Raw genomic sequence first — 16606 nt, forward strand, 5'->3', positions numbered from 1 at the left:
GACACCCGGGGCCGCCCGGAAAGGGCGGGGTCCGCGGGGCGGTCCACCGCCCCGCCCCGCCGAGCCCGCGGCAGGCGCTACGCCTCGCGGGACCCCTCGTACATCTCCTCGATCAGGTGCTTGAACTCACGCTCGACCACCGGCCGCTTCAGCTTCAGGCTGGGCGTGAGGTCCCCGTGCTCGACGTCGAGGTCGCGCGGCAGCAGCCGGAACTTCTTGACCGTCTGCCAGCGCTGCAGGCCCTCGTTGAGGGTCTGTACGTACGTCTCGATCAGGCGGCTGGTCTCCGGCGCCGCCAGGACCTGCTGGTACGTCTTGCCCTCCAGCCCGTTCTCGGCCGCCCAGACCAGGATCGACGGCTCGTCGAGCGCGATCAGCGCCGAGCAGAAGTTCCGGTCGGCGCCGTGCACGACGATCGTCGACACGTACGGGCAGATCGCCTTGAACTGGCCCTCGATCTCCGCCGGGGCGACGTACTTGCCGCCCGAGGTCTTGATCAGGTCCTTCTTGCGGTCGGTGATGCGCAGGTAGCCGTCGGCGGACAGCTCGCCGATGTCGCCGGTGTGCAGCCAGCCGTCGGACTCCAGGACCTCGGCGGTCTTGTCCGGCTGCCCGTGGTAGCCCTGCATGATGCCGGGGCCGCGCAGCAGCACCTCGCCGTCGTCGGCGATGCGGACCTCGGTGCCGGGGAGCGGCTTGCCGACCGTGCCGGTGCGGTAGGCCTCGCCCGGGTTGACGAAGGAGGCGGCGCTGGACTCGGTCAGGCCGTAGCCCTCCAGGATGTGGACGCCGGCGCCGGAGAAGAAGAAGCCGATCTCGGGAGCCAGGGCGGAGGCGCCGGAGACGGCGGCGCGCAGCTTTCCGCCGAAGGCCTCGCGGAGCTTGGAGTAGACGAGCGCGTCGGCGATCTTGTGCTTGGTGGTCAGGCCGAACGGGGCGGTCGCCTGGCCGGTGCGCCGGAAGTTGTCCTGCGTGACCTTGGCGTACTCGCGGGCGACGCCGACCGACCACTGGAAGATCTTGTACTTGGCTCCGCCGGCGGCCCGGGCCTTGGCGGCCACGCCGTTGTAGACCTTCTCGAAGATGCGCGGGACGGCGGCCATGTACGTCGGCTGCACGATCGCCAGATTGTCGATGATCTTGTCGATCCGGCCGTCGACGGCGGTCACGTGCCCGGCCTCGATCTGCCCGGAGGTCAGCACCTTGCCGAAGACGTGGGCCAGCGGCAGCCACAGGTACTGGACGTCCTCCTTGCCGATCAGCCCGGTGGCGACCATGGCCTTGGCCATGTACGACCAGTTGTCGTGCGGGAGGCGGACGCCCTTGGGGCGGCCGGTCGTGCCGGAGGTGTAGATGAGGGTGGCGAGCTGCTCCGGCGTGATGGCCGCGATCCGCTCCTTGACCGCCTCGGGGTGCTTGGCGAGGTACTCCCTGCCGCGCACCTCCAGCTCGGCCAGGGAGAGCACCCAGCCCTCGGGGTCTCCTTCGGCGGCGACCGCGTCGGCGGTGTCCAGGACCACGACGTGGGCGAGCTTCGGCAGGTCGGCGCGGTGCTCGCGCGCCTTCGCCAGCTGCTTCGCGTCCTCGGCGATGAGCACCCGGCTCTCGGAGTCGGAGAGGATGAACGCCGACTCGTCCGCGTTGGTGCTGGGGTAGATCGTGGTGACCGCGCCACCGGCGCACATCACGCCGAGGTCGGAGAGGATCCACTCGACCCGGGTGTTGGAGGCGAGTGCGACGCGCTCCTCGGTGTTCAGGCCGAGGGCGATCAGCCCGGCCGCGATGGCGAATACCCGCTCGGCCGCCTGGGCCCAGCTGAGTGATTTCCAGTCGTCGGCGCCGCCCTGACCGCCGGCCGCGGGCACCGGGTACCGGTAGGCCTCGTCGTTCGGCGTCGCTGCGACGCGCTCAAGGAAGAGCACCGCCACGGTGGGCGGGCGGTTCTCGAGATAGGTCTGTGTGTCGCTCACGACATCCTCCGGACCGATCCACGCGGTAGTGCGTGGGCGTGGGGCGCTGGGGGGCGCTGGGGACTGGCGGGTATGCAGCCGTTGACTTTTTAAACTGGCGAGTAACCGTCGAGCAGTGATCAGACTAGAGCGCCTCCGGCGCCCGCGTAAGAGCCCGCGAGCGGCCGCTTCATAACGAAACAGGCCCCCGCACCGGAGTGCGGGGGCCTGCTTGCGTGGGGTGACGACGGGGCTACTACTTCTTCTTGCCGCCGGACTCGTCACTGGAGAGGACGGCGATGAAGGCCTCCTGCGGGACCTCCACGGAGCCGACCATCTTCATCCGCTTCTTGCCTTCCTTCTGCTTCTCCAGCAGCTTCCGCTTACGGGAGATGTCACCGCCGTAGCACTTGGCGAGAACGTCCTTGCGGATGGCGCGGATGGTCTCGCGGGCGATGACGCGGGAGCCGATCGCGGCCTGGATCGGCACCTCGAAGGCCTGCCGCGGGATGAGCTCGCGCAGCTTGGCGACGAGGCGCACACCGTAGGCGTAGGCGGCGTCCTTGTGCGTGACGGCGGAGAAGGCGTCGACCTTGTCGCCGTGCAGCAGGATGTCGACCTTGACCAGGCTGCCGGACTGCTCGCCCGTGGGCTCGTAGTCAAGGGAGGCGTAACCGCGCGTCTTGGACTTCAGCTGGTCGAAGAAGTCGAAGACGATCTCCGCGAGCGGGAGGGTGTAGCGGATCTCCACCCGGTCCTCGGAGAGGTAGTCCATGCCGAGCAGGGTGCCGCGGCGCTGCTGGCAGAGCTCCATGATCGCGCCGATGAACTCGGTCGGCGCGAGCACGGTGGCGCGGACGACCGGCTCGAACACGTCCGAGATCTTGCCCTCGGGGAACTCGCTCGGGTTGGTGACGGTGACTTCCTTGCCGTCCTCCATGACCACCCGGTAGACCACGTTGGGCGCGGTGGCGATCAGGTCGAGGCCGAACTCGCGCTCCAGGCGCTCGCGGACCACGTCCAGGTGCAGCAGGCCGAGGAAGCCGACGCGGAAGCCGAAGCCGAGCGCCGCCGAGGTCTCCGGCTCGTAGACGAGCGCGGCGTCGTTCAGCTGCAGCTTGTCCAGGGCCTCGCGCAGGTCCGGGTAGTCCGAGCCGTCGAGCGGGTAGAGGCCCGAGAAGACCATCGGCCGCGGGTCCTTGTAGCCGCCGAGCGCCTCGGTGGCGCCGTTGTGCAGGCTGGTGATGGTGTCACCGACCTTGGACTGACGGACGTCCTTCACGCCCGTGATGATGTAACCCACCTCGCCGACGCCGATGCCGTCGGACGGGGTCATCTCCGGGGAGGAGACTCCGATCTCCAGCAGCTCGTGGGTGGCGCCGGTGGACATCATCCGGATGCGCTCGCGCTTGCTGAGCTGGCCGTCGACCACACGGACGTACGTCACGACACCGCGGTACGAGTCGTAGACGGAGTCGAAGATCATGGCGCGGGCCGGGGCGTCCTTGACGCCGACCGGGGCCGGGACGGTGGCGACGACCTTGTCGAGCAGCGCCTCGACACCGAGACCGGTCTTCGCGGAGACGCGCAGCACGTCCTCGGGCTGGCAGCCGATCAGGTTCGCGAGCTCCTCGGCGAACTTCTCCGGCTGGGCGGCCGGCAGGTCGATCTTGTTCAGGACCGGGACGATCGCGAGGTCGTTCTCCATCGCCAGGTACAGGTTGGCGAGGGTCTGCGCCTCGATGCCCTGGGCGGCGTCCACCAGGAGGACGGTGCCCTCACAGGCGGCGAGGGAGCGCGAGACCTCGTAGGTGAAGTCGACGTGCCCGGGGGTGTCGATCATGTTGAGGATGTGGGTGTTCCCCTGACCCTCGCCCGTGGTGGGCGCCCAGGGCAGTCGGACCGCCTGGGACTTGATCGTGATGCCGCGCTCACGCTCGATGTCCATGCGGTCGAGGTACTGGGCGCGCATCTGCCGCTGGTCGACCACTCCGGTGATCTGGAGCATCCGGTCGGCAAGGGTCGACTTGCCGTGGTCGATGTGCGCGATGATGCAGAAGTTGCGGATCAGCGCCGAGTCGGTACGGCTCGGCTCGGGCACGTGGCTGGGGATCGCGGGCACGCAGTGTCCTGATTCTCGGTCGCAGTCGGAAGCGTTTGCGGAGCGTCGGTGGGAGCGAAGATCCGGCTCCCGTCACTCTCGGCGGCGCGATGTCGGATCTGTACGCAGACTCCCATGGTCCCATGGACGGGGCAGTGCGCTCGGTTTGGGCCGCCGGGAGCGTGCCTGGTAGCCTGGGCAGCTGTGTCTCGTATGCCCTCTCAGCTGTCGGGACACAATCCGAAGAACAAAACTCTGAACCTGAAAAGGCTCTTTCGTGGCGAACATCAAGTCCCAGATCAAGCGGAACAAGACGAACGAGAAGGCGCGCCTGCGCAACAAGGCCGTCAAGTCCTCGCTCAAGACCGCGATCCGCAAGGCCCGCGAGGCCGTCGTCGCCGGTGACGTCGAGAAGGCCACCGTGGCTTCTCGTGACGCCGCGCGTGCGCTCGACAAGGCTGTCTCGAAGGGTGTCATCCACAAGAACGCCGCCGCCAACAAGAAGTCGGCGCTGGCCTCCAAGGTTGCCTCCCTGCAGGGCTGAACTCCCTGATGTGATCGCCGGAAGGGACCCAGCGGGCCCTCTCTCCCGCTCCTGACCGGCACCCCGCTCCGCACACGAAGCGTTCGCCACGCGGGTGCGGAGCAACCAGAAGTGACCGAAGGCCCCGGCCGCCACCCTTCCCCAGGGTGGCGGCCGGGGCCTTCGCGTTACCCGCTACCCGCTACGCGGCGAGGCCGCGAGGACGGCCGAGGTCAGGACCCCGGGGACGTCGGCCGGAGCCGGCCGGCCTGCACCTCGGCCGCCGCCGTGTGGACCCCGCCGCAGACGGCGGCCTGAGCCCGCTGGTCACCGGCTTGGCCCTCCCGCCGATCGCGGTGGCCGTCACCGCGGGCCCACCTCGGCGGCAGTGCGGTCGTCCGCTGAGCCGGCCCCCGGTCGGTACGGCCGCCTTCGCCCTGGCCACGGCCGTCCAGTGGCCGCCGGACGGTGCCGGCGCGGCTCCTGGCCGGCTTCTCGCTGCCGGCCCTCGGCCTCGGCGCGGCCCTCGGCGTGGCTGCCACGGCCCTGCTCCCCCACGGGCCGACCGTCACCGTCGGCAGCCCGGGCGATGGCCCGCCGAGCGCGCTCAGTCGTAGATGTGCTGAGGGGGCACACGGCTCGGCAGTGGCTGACGCCACGTACCCGGACGGGCCACGAGGATCCGGCGGGCCAGGGTCCGTACCTCGCTCCAGGCCTCATCGGCGGTCAAGGTGTCGGCCCACAGGCCCGCGCGACCTCGGACGTCCATCTCGCCGATGATCCGGCCGATGGCCCCGAGGTCCTGCAGGGCCTGCGGCTCGAGAGAACCCCGCTCCGCCATGCCCTCAGCGAGGTGGAGGACGAAGTCGACGTCCTCGGCAAGAGGCACGTTCTTCACCTGGTGCTCGCCGGCCCAGGCCACCTGATCCGAGGCATCAGCGGCAAGGACGGCCAGCAACCTCACGACCCAGCGCCGCCAGTAGTCGTCATCGTCGTACAGGTGAGGCCGGCCCCTACCGACCCTGGGGGCGGGCGGCACGGGCCACCGCCACCACGGCCTTCTCCAGGGCGTACTCGGGGTCGTCGCCGCCGCCCTTGACTCCGGCGTCGGCGGCGGCCACCGCGCGCAGGGCGTCCGAGACCCCGTCCGCCGACCAGCCGCGCATCTGCTGGCGGACCCGGTCGATCTTCCACGGGGGCATGCCCAGGTCCCGGGCGAGGTCGCCGGGGCGGGCTCCGCGCGGGGCGGAGGCGAGCTTGCCGATCGCGCGGACCGCCTGGGCCAGGGCACTGGTGATCAGGACCGGCGCCACCCCGGTGGACAGGGACCACCGCAGCGCTTCCAGGGCCTCGGCCGCACGGCCCTCGACCGCCCGGTCGGCGACCGTGAAGCTGGAGGCCTCGGCCCGGCCGGTGTAGTAACGGGCGACGATTGCCTCGTCGATGGTGCCCTCGACGTCTGCGCACAGCTGCGCGGCCGCACTCGCCAGCTCCCGCAGGTCGCTGCCGATCGCGTCCACCAGGTTCTGGCACGCCTCCGGGGTCGCCGACCGGCCCAGCGTGCGGAATTCGCCGCGCACGAACGACAGCCGGTCCGCCGCCTTCGTCATCTTCGGGCAGGCGATCTCCCGCGCACCCGCCTTGCGCGCCGCGTCCAGCAGGCCCTTGCCCTTGACCCCGCCCGCGTGGAGGAGGACCAGGATGATCTCCTCGTAGGGCGCGCCGAGGTAGGCCTTGACCTCCTTGACCGAGTCCGCGGACAGATCCTGCGCGTTGCGCACGATCAGGACCTTGCGCTCGGAGAAGAGCGAGGGGCTCGTCAGCTCGGCGAGCGTGCCGGGCTGGAGCTGCTCGGAGGCGAGGTCGCGCACGTCCGTGTCGGCGTCGACGGCGCGGGCGGCCGTCACCACCTCGCGCACGGCACGGTCGAGCAGCAGCTCCTCCTGCCCCACCGCGAGGGTGAGCGGAGCGAGCGGATCGTCGGTTGGGTTCTTCCTGGTGGCCATCGCCTCCAGCATCCCACGCCGTACTGACAGCCCCCCGCCCCGCGTGCCCGAGAATGGTCGCGTGAATGTGCGACACGTACTCGTCCTGCCCGACCGCGACGCCGCCGAGGAGGTGGCCCAGGAGGCCGTCGACCGCTTCGGCCTCCCGGAGGAGCCGCAGTTGGTCCGCGACGCGCTGGCCGGTGAGGACGACGCCGAGGACGCCCAGTGGCTGGTGGTCGTCGAGGATCCGCGGGAACGGCTCGACACCACCTTGCTGGACGACCTCGCCGCCGAGTACGAGGGCTGGCTGGAAGCCCCGTAGGAGCCTCGCGTTCAGGCCTTGCGCACGGCCTGGACGTCCAGCGTCACTTCCACGTTCGAGCCGATCGCCGCGATCCCGTGCGCCAGCATCGACTGCCAGTTCAGGGTGAAGTCCTCGCGGTGCAGTTCGGTGGTGGCCCGGCAGGCGGCCCGCAGTTCGCCCTCCATGCCCGTGCCCATCCCCAGGTACTCGGTGTCCAGGGTGACGGACCGGCTCACGCCGTGGAGGGTGAGTGCCCCGGCTACGGTCCAGCGGCTGCCGCTGCGGTGGATGAACCGCTCGCTGTAGAACTCCACCGTGGGGTGGCGGACGGCGTCCAGGAAGTCCCCCGACCTCAGGTGGTCGTCGCGCAGCCGCAACCCGGTGTCGATGCTCGCCGCGTCGATGATCACGTGCATGGACGAGTCCTCCATGCGCTCGGCTATCCGGACCGCCCCGGCGAACGTGGTGAACCGGCCGCGGATCCTGGCCAGACCGATGTGGCGGGCCGTGAAGCCGATGGAGGAGTGCGTCGGGTCGAGCTCCCAGTGGCCGGGCTGCGGCAGCAACGGCGGCTCCACCGTGTCGAGGATGATCTCCGCGGTACCGGGCTGCGCCGGATCCCCCACGATCGTCACCCCGTGGAACGGCGCGTACCCCTCGGCGGTCACCGAGAGCCGGTACTCCCCCTCCGGTACGGCCGCGGTGAAGCCGCCGTACGGGTCGGTCTCCCCGCTGACGATCCCGCGGCCGATCGGGTCGGTCACCTCGAACAGGGCCTGCCGGACGGGCCGGTGGACCGTGTCGAGGACCCGGCAGCTGAGCAGACGCGCCGTCGGCGGCAGCGTCAGTGTCGAGGATGTGGGAGGGCTCGAACTTCCGGCCGTCTCCATCCCCCGTCTGCGACCGAACATGGTTGATGCACCCCCGTGCTGTGTGGACTTGGACCGTTCTGGCGAAGACGCATTCGATCATGCTGTCGGGTTGGGGGCAACCAGAGTGGTCGCGCCCGGTATGACCGCGCCGATTCCGTCGCCGATTGGCCGGAAATGCCCGCAGGTGAACTCCCGTTCCACTGACGGCGATCGAGCCGTCGGTGTCGGTGCGCAGCACCGTCGCCCCCAGCCCCCGCAGCCGGGCGAGCGTACCCGGCGCGGGGTGTCCGTAGCGGTTGGCCACGCCGACGGGAACGAGCGCGATCCGTGGCCGGATCCGGCTGTACAACTCGGGGTCCTGGTGCGCGGAGCCGTGGTGGGCGACCTTGAGCACGTCCACCGGGCCGAGATGCGGATGATCCCTCAACAGTGCTTGCTGCGCGGGTGGTTCGAGGTCGCCGAGCAGGAGCAGGGTCAGCCCCGCGCCGCGCACGAGCAGGGCGACGCTCGCGTCGTTGGGCCCCTCGGGCGGCGGTCCGGCCTGCGGCGGCCAGAGCACCTGCCATGCGAAGGGGCCGGCCCGGCGCCGCTCCCCCTGCGTCGCCCGCACCATCGGCACTCCGGCGGCCGCCGCGGTCCGCCGTACGAACTCGGCCTGCCCCGGCGGCTCTTCCAGCGCGGTGGTCTGGATCACACCGACGGACCGGCCCCTCAACACCCCTGACAGGCCTCCGACATGGTCCGCGTGAAAGTGCGTCAGCAGGAGCAGCGGCACCCGGTGCACTCCCAGGGCGCGCAGGCAGTCGTCCACCGGTCCGGGTTCCGGGCCGGCGTCCACCACCACGGCCTCCCCCGGGCCGACGGCGAGGACGGCGGCGTCCCCCTGGCCCACGGCGCACTGGACGTAGCTCCAGTCGGGCGGCGGCCAGCCCGTGAGCGTACGGGTGAGCTGCGGCGGCCGCAGCACGGCCAGCAGCAGCAGCGCCGCCAGCGCCGAGCAGAGCCACCCGCGCCCGCGGAAGCGGATACCGGCGATCGCCACGACGGCCAAGGTGACGGCGGCCAGCAGTACGCCCCCGGTGAGCCCGCCCGGCCAGGGCAACTCCGCGCCCGGAAACCGTGCCCCGGCCCGGGCCACGCCCGCGATCCACCCGGCCGGCACCCCCGCGCAGCGGGCCAGCACCTCCGCGGCGGGCATCCACACCGGGGCCACCGCGAGCGCGGCGAAGCCGAGCACCGTCGCCGGACCGGCCGCGAGCTCGGCCAGCAGGTTGCACGGCACCGCCACCAGGCTCACCCGGGCGGCGAGCACGGCCACCACGGGCGCGCACACCGCCTGCGCGGCCGCGGCGGCCCCCAGCGCCTCGGCGAGCCGGGGCCCCGTCCCACGGCGCCGCAGGGCCTCGCTCCACCGGGGAGCGAGGGTGAGCAGCGCACCGGTGGCCAGCACGGAGAGCAGGAAGCCGTGGCTGCGGGCCAGCCACGGGTCATAGAGCACCAGCAGCAGTACGGCGCCGCCCAGGGCCGGGATCAGGGACCTGCGCCGCCCGGTGGCGATGGCCAGCAGGGTGACCGCCCCGCACGCAGCGGCCCGCAGCACGCTCGGCTCCGGCCGGCACACCACGACGAACGCCAGCGTCAAGGCGGCCCCGCACAGGGCGGTCCCCCGCAGCGAGAGCCCGAGCCGGGGCGCCAGCCCGCGCCGTTCGGCCTGCTGCGCGCGGGCCGGCGGCCCGATGAGCAGGAACAGCACCACCGTCAGGTTGGATCCGGAGACGGCCAGCAGGTGCAGCAGGTCGGTGGCCCGGAAGGCCTCGTGCAGATCGGGCGGAACCCTGGAGGTGTCCCCGACGACCAGCCCCGGCAGCAGGGCCCTGGCGTCCGGTGCCAGCCCCTCGGTGGCCTCCCGCAGCCCGGCCCGCAGCCGCCCCGCGAACCGCTGGACGGCGTCGGGGCCCCCGGTCACCCCGGGCGGGGTGTCACCGGCCGGGCGGAGCAGCGCCACGGCCTGCTCCCCGCCCCGCCCGGGGGACAGCCGGGCGACCACCGTCACCCGGGTGGACGGCTGCAGCCCGGCCCATCCCGCATGCCCGGCCAGCACCCGCACCGGGGTCTCCACCCGGGTACTCGACCCGTCGGGCCCGGTCACCCGGGTCACCACCGCGTCCAGCACCACCACCGGCGGCCCGTTCCCGCTCCGGGCGGCCCTCGGGTCGGAGCGGACGGTGAGCTCGGCAAGGACGCGGGCGTGCTCCCGCGCCAGCCCCGCCACCGGCCCGCCCCGCGCCTCGGCCCGCTGGAGCCCCGCCACCCCGGCCCCGGCGGCCGCGCACAGCAGGGCCGCCGCCGCGGCCGGGGCGAGCCGCCACAGGCGCCCGGGGCGCCTGCACCCGACCAGCATCAACAGGCCCGCGCAGAGCACCCCCAGCCCCACCCCGAGGGCGGTCCGTCCGACGGGCATGTCCAGGGCCAGGGCCGCCGCCGCCCAGGCGGCCACGGCGGGCACCGCGAGGCGCAGGTCCACCGGGCCCGGCCCCTCGGGGCGGTTCACGGCCGCACCCGCGTGCGCAGCTCGGCGAAGCGCCGCTCGCCGATGCCGTCGACCTGGCGGAGCTCCTCCACGGAGCGGAAGCCACCGCGGGCGGTGCGGAAGTCGACGATGTGCTGCGCGAGCACCGGCCCGACCCCCGGCAGGCCGTCCAGCTGGGCGACCGTGGCCGAGGCCAGACTGAGCGGGCCAGGGCCAGGGCCTTGGCCGGAGCCGGGGCCGGGGCCTGGCCCGCCGCCCGCCGCACCCACGGGCGGCTGCACCGGCGCGCCGACCACCACCTGCTCACCGTCCACCAGCACGCGGGCGCGGTTCAGCCCGGTGGTGTCGGCGCCCGGACGCACTCCCCCGGCGGCGGCCAGCGCGTCCTCCACCCGCGAACCGGCCGGCAACCGCCGCACACCCGGATCCCGGACCTTGCCGCTGATGTCGACGACGATCCGCGCGGCCGGAGCCACCGCGGGCGCTGTGGCCGCTGCCGGCACCGCACCCGGTGCCACCACCGCGGGCACGGTCACCGCCCGCGGCCGGGCCGACCAGTACTGCTGCCCGGCGAAACAGACGGCGGCGGCCAGCACCACCCCGACCGCGGCCACCGCACGCGGCCGCACCTCACAGCGGTCCTGCAGCCACAACGGCAGCCGCTCGCGCACCGCAAGCCTGCGCGCATCGCCCGAAGACAGCCCCGCAGCCTCCCCGGGCGGCGCCTGGGGCGGCAGGGCCGGCGCCGACGGAGGCGGGCTGCTGCCGCCCAGCAGGGCTTCGGCCCGCCGGCGCACCGCGCCCGGCTCCGGATGAGGCACCTGCCGGCCACGACGGGTCGCACGGCGGTGTCGCAGACGGCTGTCGGACCGTCGGCCGTCAGACCGTCGTACGTCGGAGAGACGGTTGTCGGAGAGTCGAGGACGGCCCGGGCCACTGGTGGCGCCCGACCGATACGGAGCACGCGTTCGAAGAGTCATGCCACGACCGTAGGGGCCGATCCCGACCCCCGTTCGGAACACTCAATTCCGGTGGAAAAAAAGCCGGTTGTGGATAACCGGGCCACTCGTTCCGGTGATCAGCGAGGGGAGACGACGGCCGCCAGCAGCCCCGGGCCGGTGTGCGCCCCGATCACCGCGCCGACCTCACTCACGTGCAGCTCGACCAGGCCGGGGATGCGCTCTCGCAGCCGCTCCGCGAGCTTCTCGGCCCGCTCCGGAGCCGCCAGGTGGTGCACCGCCACGTCGACGGCCGCGGACCCGGCGCGCTCGACGGCCAGCTCCTCCAGGCGGGCGATGGCTTTGGACGACGTACGGACCTTCTCCAGCATCTCGATCCGCCCGCCGTCCAGCGTCAGCAGGGGCTTCACCGCCAGGGCGGAGCCGAGGAGGGCCTGCGCGGCCCCGATCCGGCCACCGCGGCGGAGGTAGTCGAGGGTGTCGACGTAGAAGTACGCGGACATGTCCGCGGCCCGCTTCTCGGCGGCCGCCACCGCCTCGTCCACGGACCCGCCCGCCTCGGCCACCTCGGCGGCGGCCAGCGCGCAGAAACCGAGGGCCATGGCGACCATGCCGGTGTCCAGGACCCGGACGGGTACGGGCGCGGTCCTGGCGGCGACCACGGCGGCGTCATAGGTGCCGGAGAACTCGGCGGACAGGTGCAGGCTGACGATGCCGGTCGCCCCGGCGTCCGCCGCCTCCCGGTAGGCCCGGACGAACTCGTCCGTGCTGGGACGCGAGGTGGTGACCGAGCGGCGCTTCTGCAGGGCCAGGGCCAGGCTGCGCGCCGAGATCTCGGTGCCCTCCTCGAGCGCCTCGCCCCCCAGGACCACGGTGAGCGGGACGGAGGTGATTCCGTGCCGCGCCATGGCCGGTCGGGGCAGGTAGGCCGTGGAATCGGTGACGATGGCGACATGGCGGGACATGAGCCGGAGGTTACCGCCAGTGGGGGCAGCACGGCAGCCTGGGCCCGTGAACGCGACCGACGGCCGCACTCCCGGCAGCACCACGGCTGCGCCACGACAGGGCGCCTCGGCAGCGCCCAGCGGGCGGCCAGAGCCTACGGCGCTAGGAGGTGTCTTGCCGATCAGGCCGGACAAGGGAGCCGCGAGCCCGGCGTGATCGGAAAGACACCCCCTCGCCCCTTCACCGCCCGCGCGCGCCTGGACCAGCCCTGCCGTGCCCGGCCCCACCCCGTCCCAGCCTCAGGTCGTGCTCTCCGGCCGGGGCGTCTTCTGCCAGGGGTACTGCGGCGCCGGAGCCGCCGGCTTCAGCGCCGCCGGAGGCTGATCCGCGCCCCATCCGCCCGCCGCCGAGCCCGCAGCGGACGATGGCTGCTGCCCAGGAGCGGCGTTCCCCGGAGCCTGCGCCGCGTCCCACGCCGCGGCCGCCGCCGCCAGGTCGTCCACCGGCTCCCGCGACCAATCCCGCAGCGCCCCGGACTCGACCTCGATCTGGGCCGACAGCACGGACAGGTCGTCCTCCGCGAAGCGCCGCGCGCGGTCCCGCGCGGCCCACCGCAGCGAGTCCGCGGCCTGTGTGATCCTCGCCGTCCGCTCGCGCAGGTCCGGCAGGCGCTCCGCGAGCCGCTTGCGGTCCGGATCCTGCTCCAGCCTCTTCAGCTCGTCGTCGAGCTCGTGCCCGTGCGCGCTCAGCCGCTCGAACAGCGCGATCGACTCGTGCAGCGAGGCGTCCGTCCGGGCCCCGTCCTGCAGCGCCTGCTGCGTGGACCGCATCGAGGTCCGCAGGTCGAGCCGCAGCTGCGCCAGCGCGCCCGTGACTCCGACCTGGCCGAAGCTCTTGGCGCGCAGGGTGGTGTCCTCCACGGTCCGCCGCGCCTGCGTGATGGTTCGGTCCACACCGCGCTTGGTCGCCTGCACCACCTTGACGGTCGCGTACACACCCAACCCCAGGAAGGTGAACACCATCAGCGCGAAGATGATCAACGCGGCCTCCATGAGCATCCCTTCCCCAGTCCCCGACGGTTCTTTTCCGTCCCCTCCACCGTAAACGCCACGGGCAGGTCAAGGGTTCCAATCGAACCCCCAACCTGCCCGTACGGGATCCCCCCTATGCGGGGATGCGAGCCGCGAGGGCCCAGATGACGTCAGATGGCCTCAGATGACGTCAGATGACGATGTTCACCAGCTTCGGTGCGCGCACGATCACCTTGCGGATCTCCGCGCCGCCCAGCGCCGCCACGACACCCTCATCGGACACGGCCAGCTGCTCCAGCTCCGCCTCCGAGATCGTCGGCGACACCTCCAGCCGCGCCTTGACCTTGCCCTTGACCTGCACCACGCACGTCACGCTCTCGTCCACGACGTACGCCGGGTCCGCGACCGGGAAGTCCTGGTGGACCACCGATGCGCCGTGGCCCAGGCGGCTCCACAGCTCCTCGGCGATGTGCGGGGCCAGCGGGGCGATCAGCAGCACCAGCCGCTCGGCGACCGAGCGCTCCAGCGGCCGGCCGGCCTTGGTCAGGGTGTTGTTCAGCTCGGTGATCTTCGCGATGGCGGTGTTGAAGCGCAGCGCCGCCATGTCCGCGCCGGCCCCGTCGATCGCCTTGTGCAGCGCGCGCAGGGTGTCCTCGCCCGGCTCCCCGTCCACGACGGTGACCCGGCCGGTCTCCTCGTCGACGATGTTGCGCCACAGGCGCTGCAGCAGGCGGTACTGGCCGACCACGGCACGGGTGTCCCACGGACGGGAGACGTCCAGCGGGCCCATCGCCATCTCGTACAGGCGCAGGGTGTCCGCGCCGTACTCCTCGCAGATCTCGTCCGGCGTGACGGCGTTCTTCAGGGACTTGCCCATCTTGCCGTGCTCACGCTTGACCGGCTGGTCCTGGTAGAAGTAGCCGCCGTCGCGCTCCTCGACCTCGGCCGCGGGCACGTAGACGCCGCGCGCGTCGGTGTACGCGTACGCCTGGATCATGCCCTGGTTGAAGAGCTTGTGGAACGGCTCCGCCGAGGAGACGTGGCCCAGGTCGAACAGCACCTTCGACCAGAAGCGGGCGTACAGCAGGTGCAGCACCGCGTGCTCGGCGCCGCCCACGTACAGGTCGACGCCGCCGTGCGGCGCGCCCTCGCGCGGACCCATCCAGTACTGCTCGATCTCCGGGTCGACCAGGGCCGACGCGTTGTTCGGGTCCAGGTAGCGCAGCTCGTACCAGCAGGAACCGGCCCAGTTCGGCATGGTGTTGGTCTCGCGGCGGAAGGAGCGCACGCCCCGGCCGTCGCCCAGGTCCAGCTCCACGTTGACCCACGCGCCGTTGCGCGACAGCGGGGTCTCCGGCTTGGAGGTGGCGTCGTCCGGCTCGAAGGTGCGCGGGGAGTAGTCCTCGACCTCCGGCAGCTCCAGGGGCAGCATCGTCTCGGGCAGCGGGTGCGCGACGCCGTCCTCGTCGTAGACGATCGGGAAGGGCTCGCCCCAGTAGCGCTGGCGGCTGAACAGCCAGTCGCGCAGCCGGAAGTTGACCGTCCCCTCGCCGATGCCGCGCTCGGTCAGCCAGTCGGTGATCGCGGCCTTCGCCTCGACGACGCCCAGGCCGTCCAGCGCGATGCCCTCACCCGTCGAGTTGACCAGCTTCGCGTCGTAGGAGACGAAGGCGTCGTCCCACTCGGCCGGGTCGGTGCCGCGCCCGTCCGACGGCTCCACGACGCAGCGCATCGGCAGCTCGAAGGCGCGCGCGAACTCGAAGTCGCGGCCGTCGTGCGCCGGGACGGCCATGATCGCGCCGGTGCCGTAGCCCATCAGCACGTAGTCGGCGATGAAGACCGGGACCTTCTGGCCGCTGACCGGGTTGATCGCGTACTCGCCGGTGAAGACACCGGTCTTGTCCTTGGCCTCGGCCTGCCGCTCGACGTCCGACTTCGAGGCGGCCTGCTTGCGGTAGGCGCCGACGGCCTCGGCCGGCGTGGCGTGCCCGCCGGTCCACACCTCGTGGGTGCCCTCGGGCCAGGCGGCCGGGATGAACTTCTCCACCAGCGGGTGCTCGGGCGCCAGCACCATGTAGGTGGCGCCGAACAGGGTGTCCGGACGGGTGGTGAAGACGGTGATGGCCTCGTCGCCCAGCGCGAAGTCGACGCGCGCGCCCTCGCTGCGGCCGATCCAGTTGCGCTGCTGCAGCTTGATGGCCTCGGGCCAGTCCAGGGCGTCCAGGTCGTCCAGCAGCCGGTCGGCGTACGCGGTGATCCGCATGTTCCACTGGCTCAGCCGGGACTTGAAGACCGGGAAGTTGCCGCGCTCGGACCGGCCGTCCGCGGTGACCTCCTCGTTGGCCAGTACGGTACCCAGCCCGGGGCACCAGTTCACCGGCGCGTCGGAGGAGTACGCCAGCCGGAAGCCGTTCAGCACGTCGGCCCGCTCGGCCGCGGTCAGAGCGGTCCAGGCGCGGCCGCCGGGGACCTCACGGGAGCCGTCCTCGAAGGCGGCGACCAGCTCGGCGATCGGCCGGGCCCTGTTCGCGTCGGCGTCGTACCAGGAGTTGTAGATCTGCAGGAAGATCCACTGGGTCCACTTGTAGTAGTCCGGGTCGATCGTCGCGAACGACCGCCGCTTGTCGTGGCCCAGACCCAGCCGGCGCAGCTGGACCTTCATGTTCTCGATGTTGGCCTCGGTCGACACGCGCGGGTGCGTGCCGGTCTGCACGGCGTACTGCTCGGCCGGCAGGCCGAAGGCGTCGAAGCCCAGGGTGTGCAGGACGTTGTGGCCGGTCATCCGCTGGTGGCGCGCGAAGACGTCGGTGGCGATGTAGCCGAGCGGGTGCCCGACGTGCAGGCCCGCACCGGAGGGGTACGGGAACATGTCCATGATGAACTTCTTGGGCCGTGCGACCACCGCGGGGTCCCCGGCCAGGTCACCGGTCGGGTTCGGGGCCTCGTACGTGCCCTGCGCGTCCCATACGTCCTGCCAGCGTGCCTCGATGTCGGCGGCCATGGCAGCCGTGTAACGGTGCGCCTCGGCCGCCTCGGGGGCCGGGGTGTTCGTCTCGCTCATGATTTCTGAAGCTCCATCGATCGTCTCTGCCGTCTCTGCCTGCCCAAACGAAAAAACCCCTCGCACAGGAGGGGACGCCGCGCCGGGTCCGACCATCTCGAAGGGCCGGTACTGATCAGCGCGGCTCGGTAAGCAGAAGGCGTACGGCACGCATGGCGTCAGGGTACCGCAGCGGTCCCTTCCGACGCTCAGCCGTTCCGGGACGCGGGACACAACGAGAAGCGGGGGGGGGGGGCCGCGGGGGGGGGGGGGGGGGCGGGGTGTAAGGGTTTTTATTTAAAAATCAGATAAAATTAGCACACATACGAGCACAACACGATATAAAAAAGACGAATTTGGTTGT

General features: G+C 72.0%; 11 protein-coding genes and 1 pseudogene. 2 read left to right on the forward strand and 10 right to left on the reverse strand.

Annotation, left to right across the window (positions count from 1 at the left end):
- Nucleotides 1-77: 77 nt before the first annotated feature.
- Together ACGFZK_RS34480 and lepA are read right to left on the reverse strand one after the other, a co-directional pair.
- Nucleotides 78-1970 carry an AMP-dependent synthetase/ligase gene (locus ACGFZK_RS34480; protein WP_393852769.1) on the reverse strand — a complete coding sequence of 631 codons (1893 nt, stop codon included), beginning with the start codon at nt 1968-1970 and terminating at the stop codon, nt 78-80.
- Between the two features lie 235 nt (nt 1971-2205).
- Entirely contained in the window at nt 2206-4071 is a 1866-nt protein-coding gene (lepA, locus tag ACGFZK_RS34485) for a translation elongation factor 4 (protein WP_382543731.1), read from the reverse strand.
- Nucleotides 4072-4327: 256 nt separating this feature from the next.
- Between lepA and rpsT the strand changes: the two genes are divergently transcribed.
- The gene (gene rpsT / locus ACGFZK_RS34490) at nt 4328-4594 is read left to right on the forward strand and encodes a 30S ribosomal protein S20 (protein WP_069920239.1); all 267 of its coding nucleotides are present in this window, start codon (nt 4328-4330) and stop codon (nt 4592-4594) included.
- A 586-nt stretch (nt 4595-5180) separates the two neighbouring features.
- On the opposite strand, the gene ACGFZK_RS34495 is transcribed toward rpsT, so the two are convergent.
- Together ACGFZK_RS34495 and holA are read right to left on the reverse strand one after the other, a co-directional pair.
- Nucleotides 5181-5462: a hypothetical protein gene (locus ACGFZK_RS34495; protein ID WP_393852770.1), complete on the reverse strand. Its 282-nt coding sequence runs from the start codon at nt 5460-5462 to the stop codon at nt 5181-5183.
- Between the two features lie 124 nt (nt 5463-5586).
- On the reverse strand, nt 5587-6579 hold the full coding sequence (holA, locus tag ACGFZK_RS34500; protein WP_393852771.1) for a DNA polymerase III subunit delta: 993 nt from the start codon (nt 6577-6579) through the stop codon (nt 5587-5589).
- Nucleotides 6580-6640: 61 nt separating this feature from the next.
- Between holA and ACGFZK_RS34505 the strand changes: the two genes are divergently transcribed.
- Nucleotides 6641-6883, forward strand: a complete 243-nt coding sequence (locus ACGFZK_RS34505; protein ID WP_393852772.1) for a hypothetical protein — start codon at nt 6641-6643, stop codon at nt 6881-6883.
- A gap of 11 nt (nt 6884-6894) precedes the next feature.
- On the opposite strand, the gene ACGFZK_RS34510 is transcribed toward ACGFZK_RS34505, so the two are convergent.
- The 6 genes and pseudogenes from ACGFZK_RS34510 to leuS all read right to left on the reverse strand — a co-directional run bounded on the left by ACGFZK_RS34510 (nt 6895) and on the right by leuS (nt 16263).
- The gene (locus ACGFZK_RS34510; RefSeq protein WP_393852773.1) at nt 6895-7776 is read right to left on the reverse strand and encodes a YceI family protein; all 882 of its coding nucleotides are present in this window, start codon (nt 7774-7776) and stop codon (nt 6895-6897) included.
- Nucleotides 7777-7912: 136 nt separating this feature from the next.
- Nucleotides 7913-10138 (reverse strand): annotated as a pseudogene (locus ACGFZK_RS34515) (ComEC/Rec2 family competence protein); the annotation flags it as partial.
- A 146-nt stretch (nt 10139-10284) separates the two neighbouring features.
- Entirely contained in the window at nt 10285-11247 is a 963-nt protein-coding gene (locus tag ACGFZK_RS34520) for a helix-hairpin-helix domain-containing protein (RefSeq protein ID WP_393852774.1), read from the reverse strand.
- A 98-nt stretch (nt 11248-11345) separates the two neighbouring features.
- Complete coding sequence (locus ACGFZK_RS34525) at nt 11346-12191, reverse strand: DegV family protein (protein ID WP_393852775.1); 846 nt, start codon at nt 12189-12191, stop codon at nt 11346-11348.
- Nucleotides 12192-12470: 279 nt separating this feature from the next.
- Nucleotides 12471-13223, reverse strand: coding sequence for a hypothetical protein (locus ACGFZK_RS34530; RefSeq protein WP_393852776.1), 753 nt, complete (start codon nt 13221-13223; stop codon nt 12471-12473).
- Between the two features lie 169 nt (nt 13224-13392).
- The gene (leuS, locus tag ACGFZK_RS34535) at nt 13393-16263 is read right to left on the reverse strand and encodes a leucine--tRNA ligase (protein WP_393852777.1); all 2871 of its coding nucleotides are present in this window, start codon (nt 16261-16263) and stop codon (nt 13393-13395) included.
- Nucleotides 16264-16606: the final 343 nt, after the last annotated feature.

This window comes from Streptomyces sp. NPDC048257 (assembly GCF_043201855.1).
Taxonomy (GTDB): domain Bacteria; phylum Actinomycetota; class Actinomycetes; order Streptomycetales; family Streptomycetaceae; genus Streptomyces.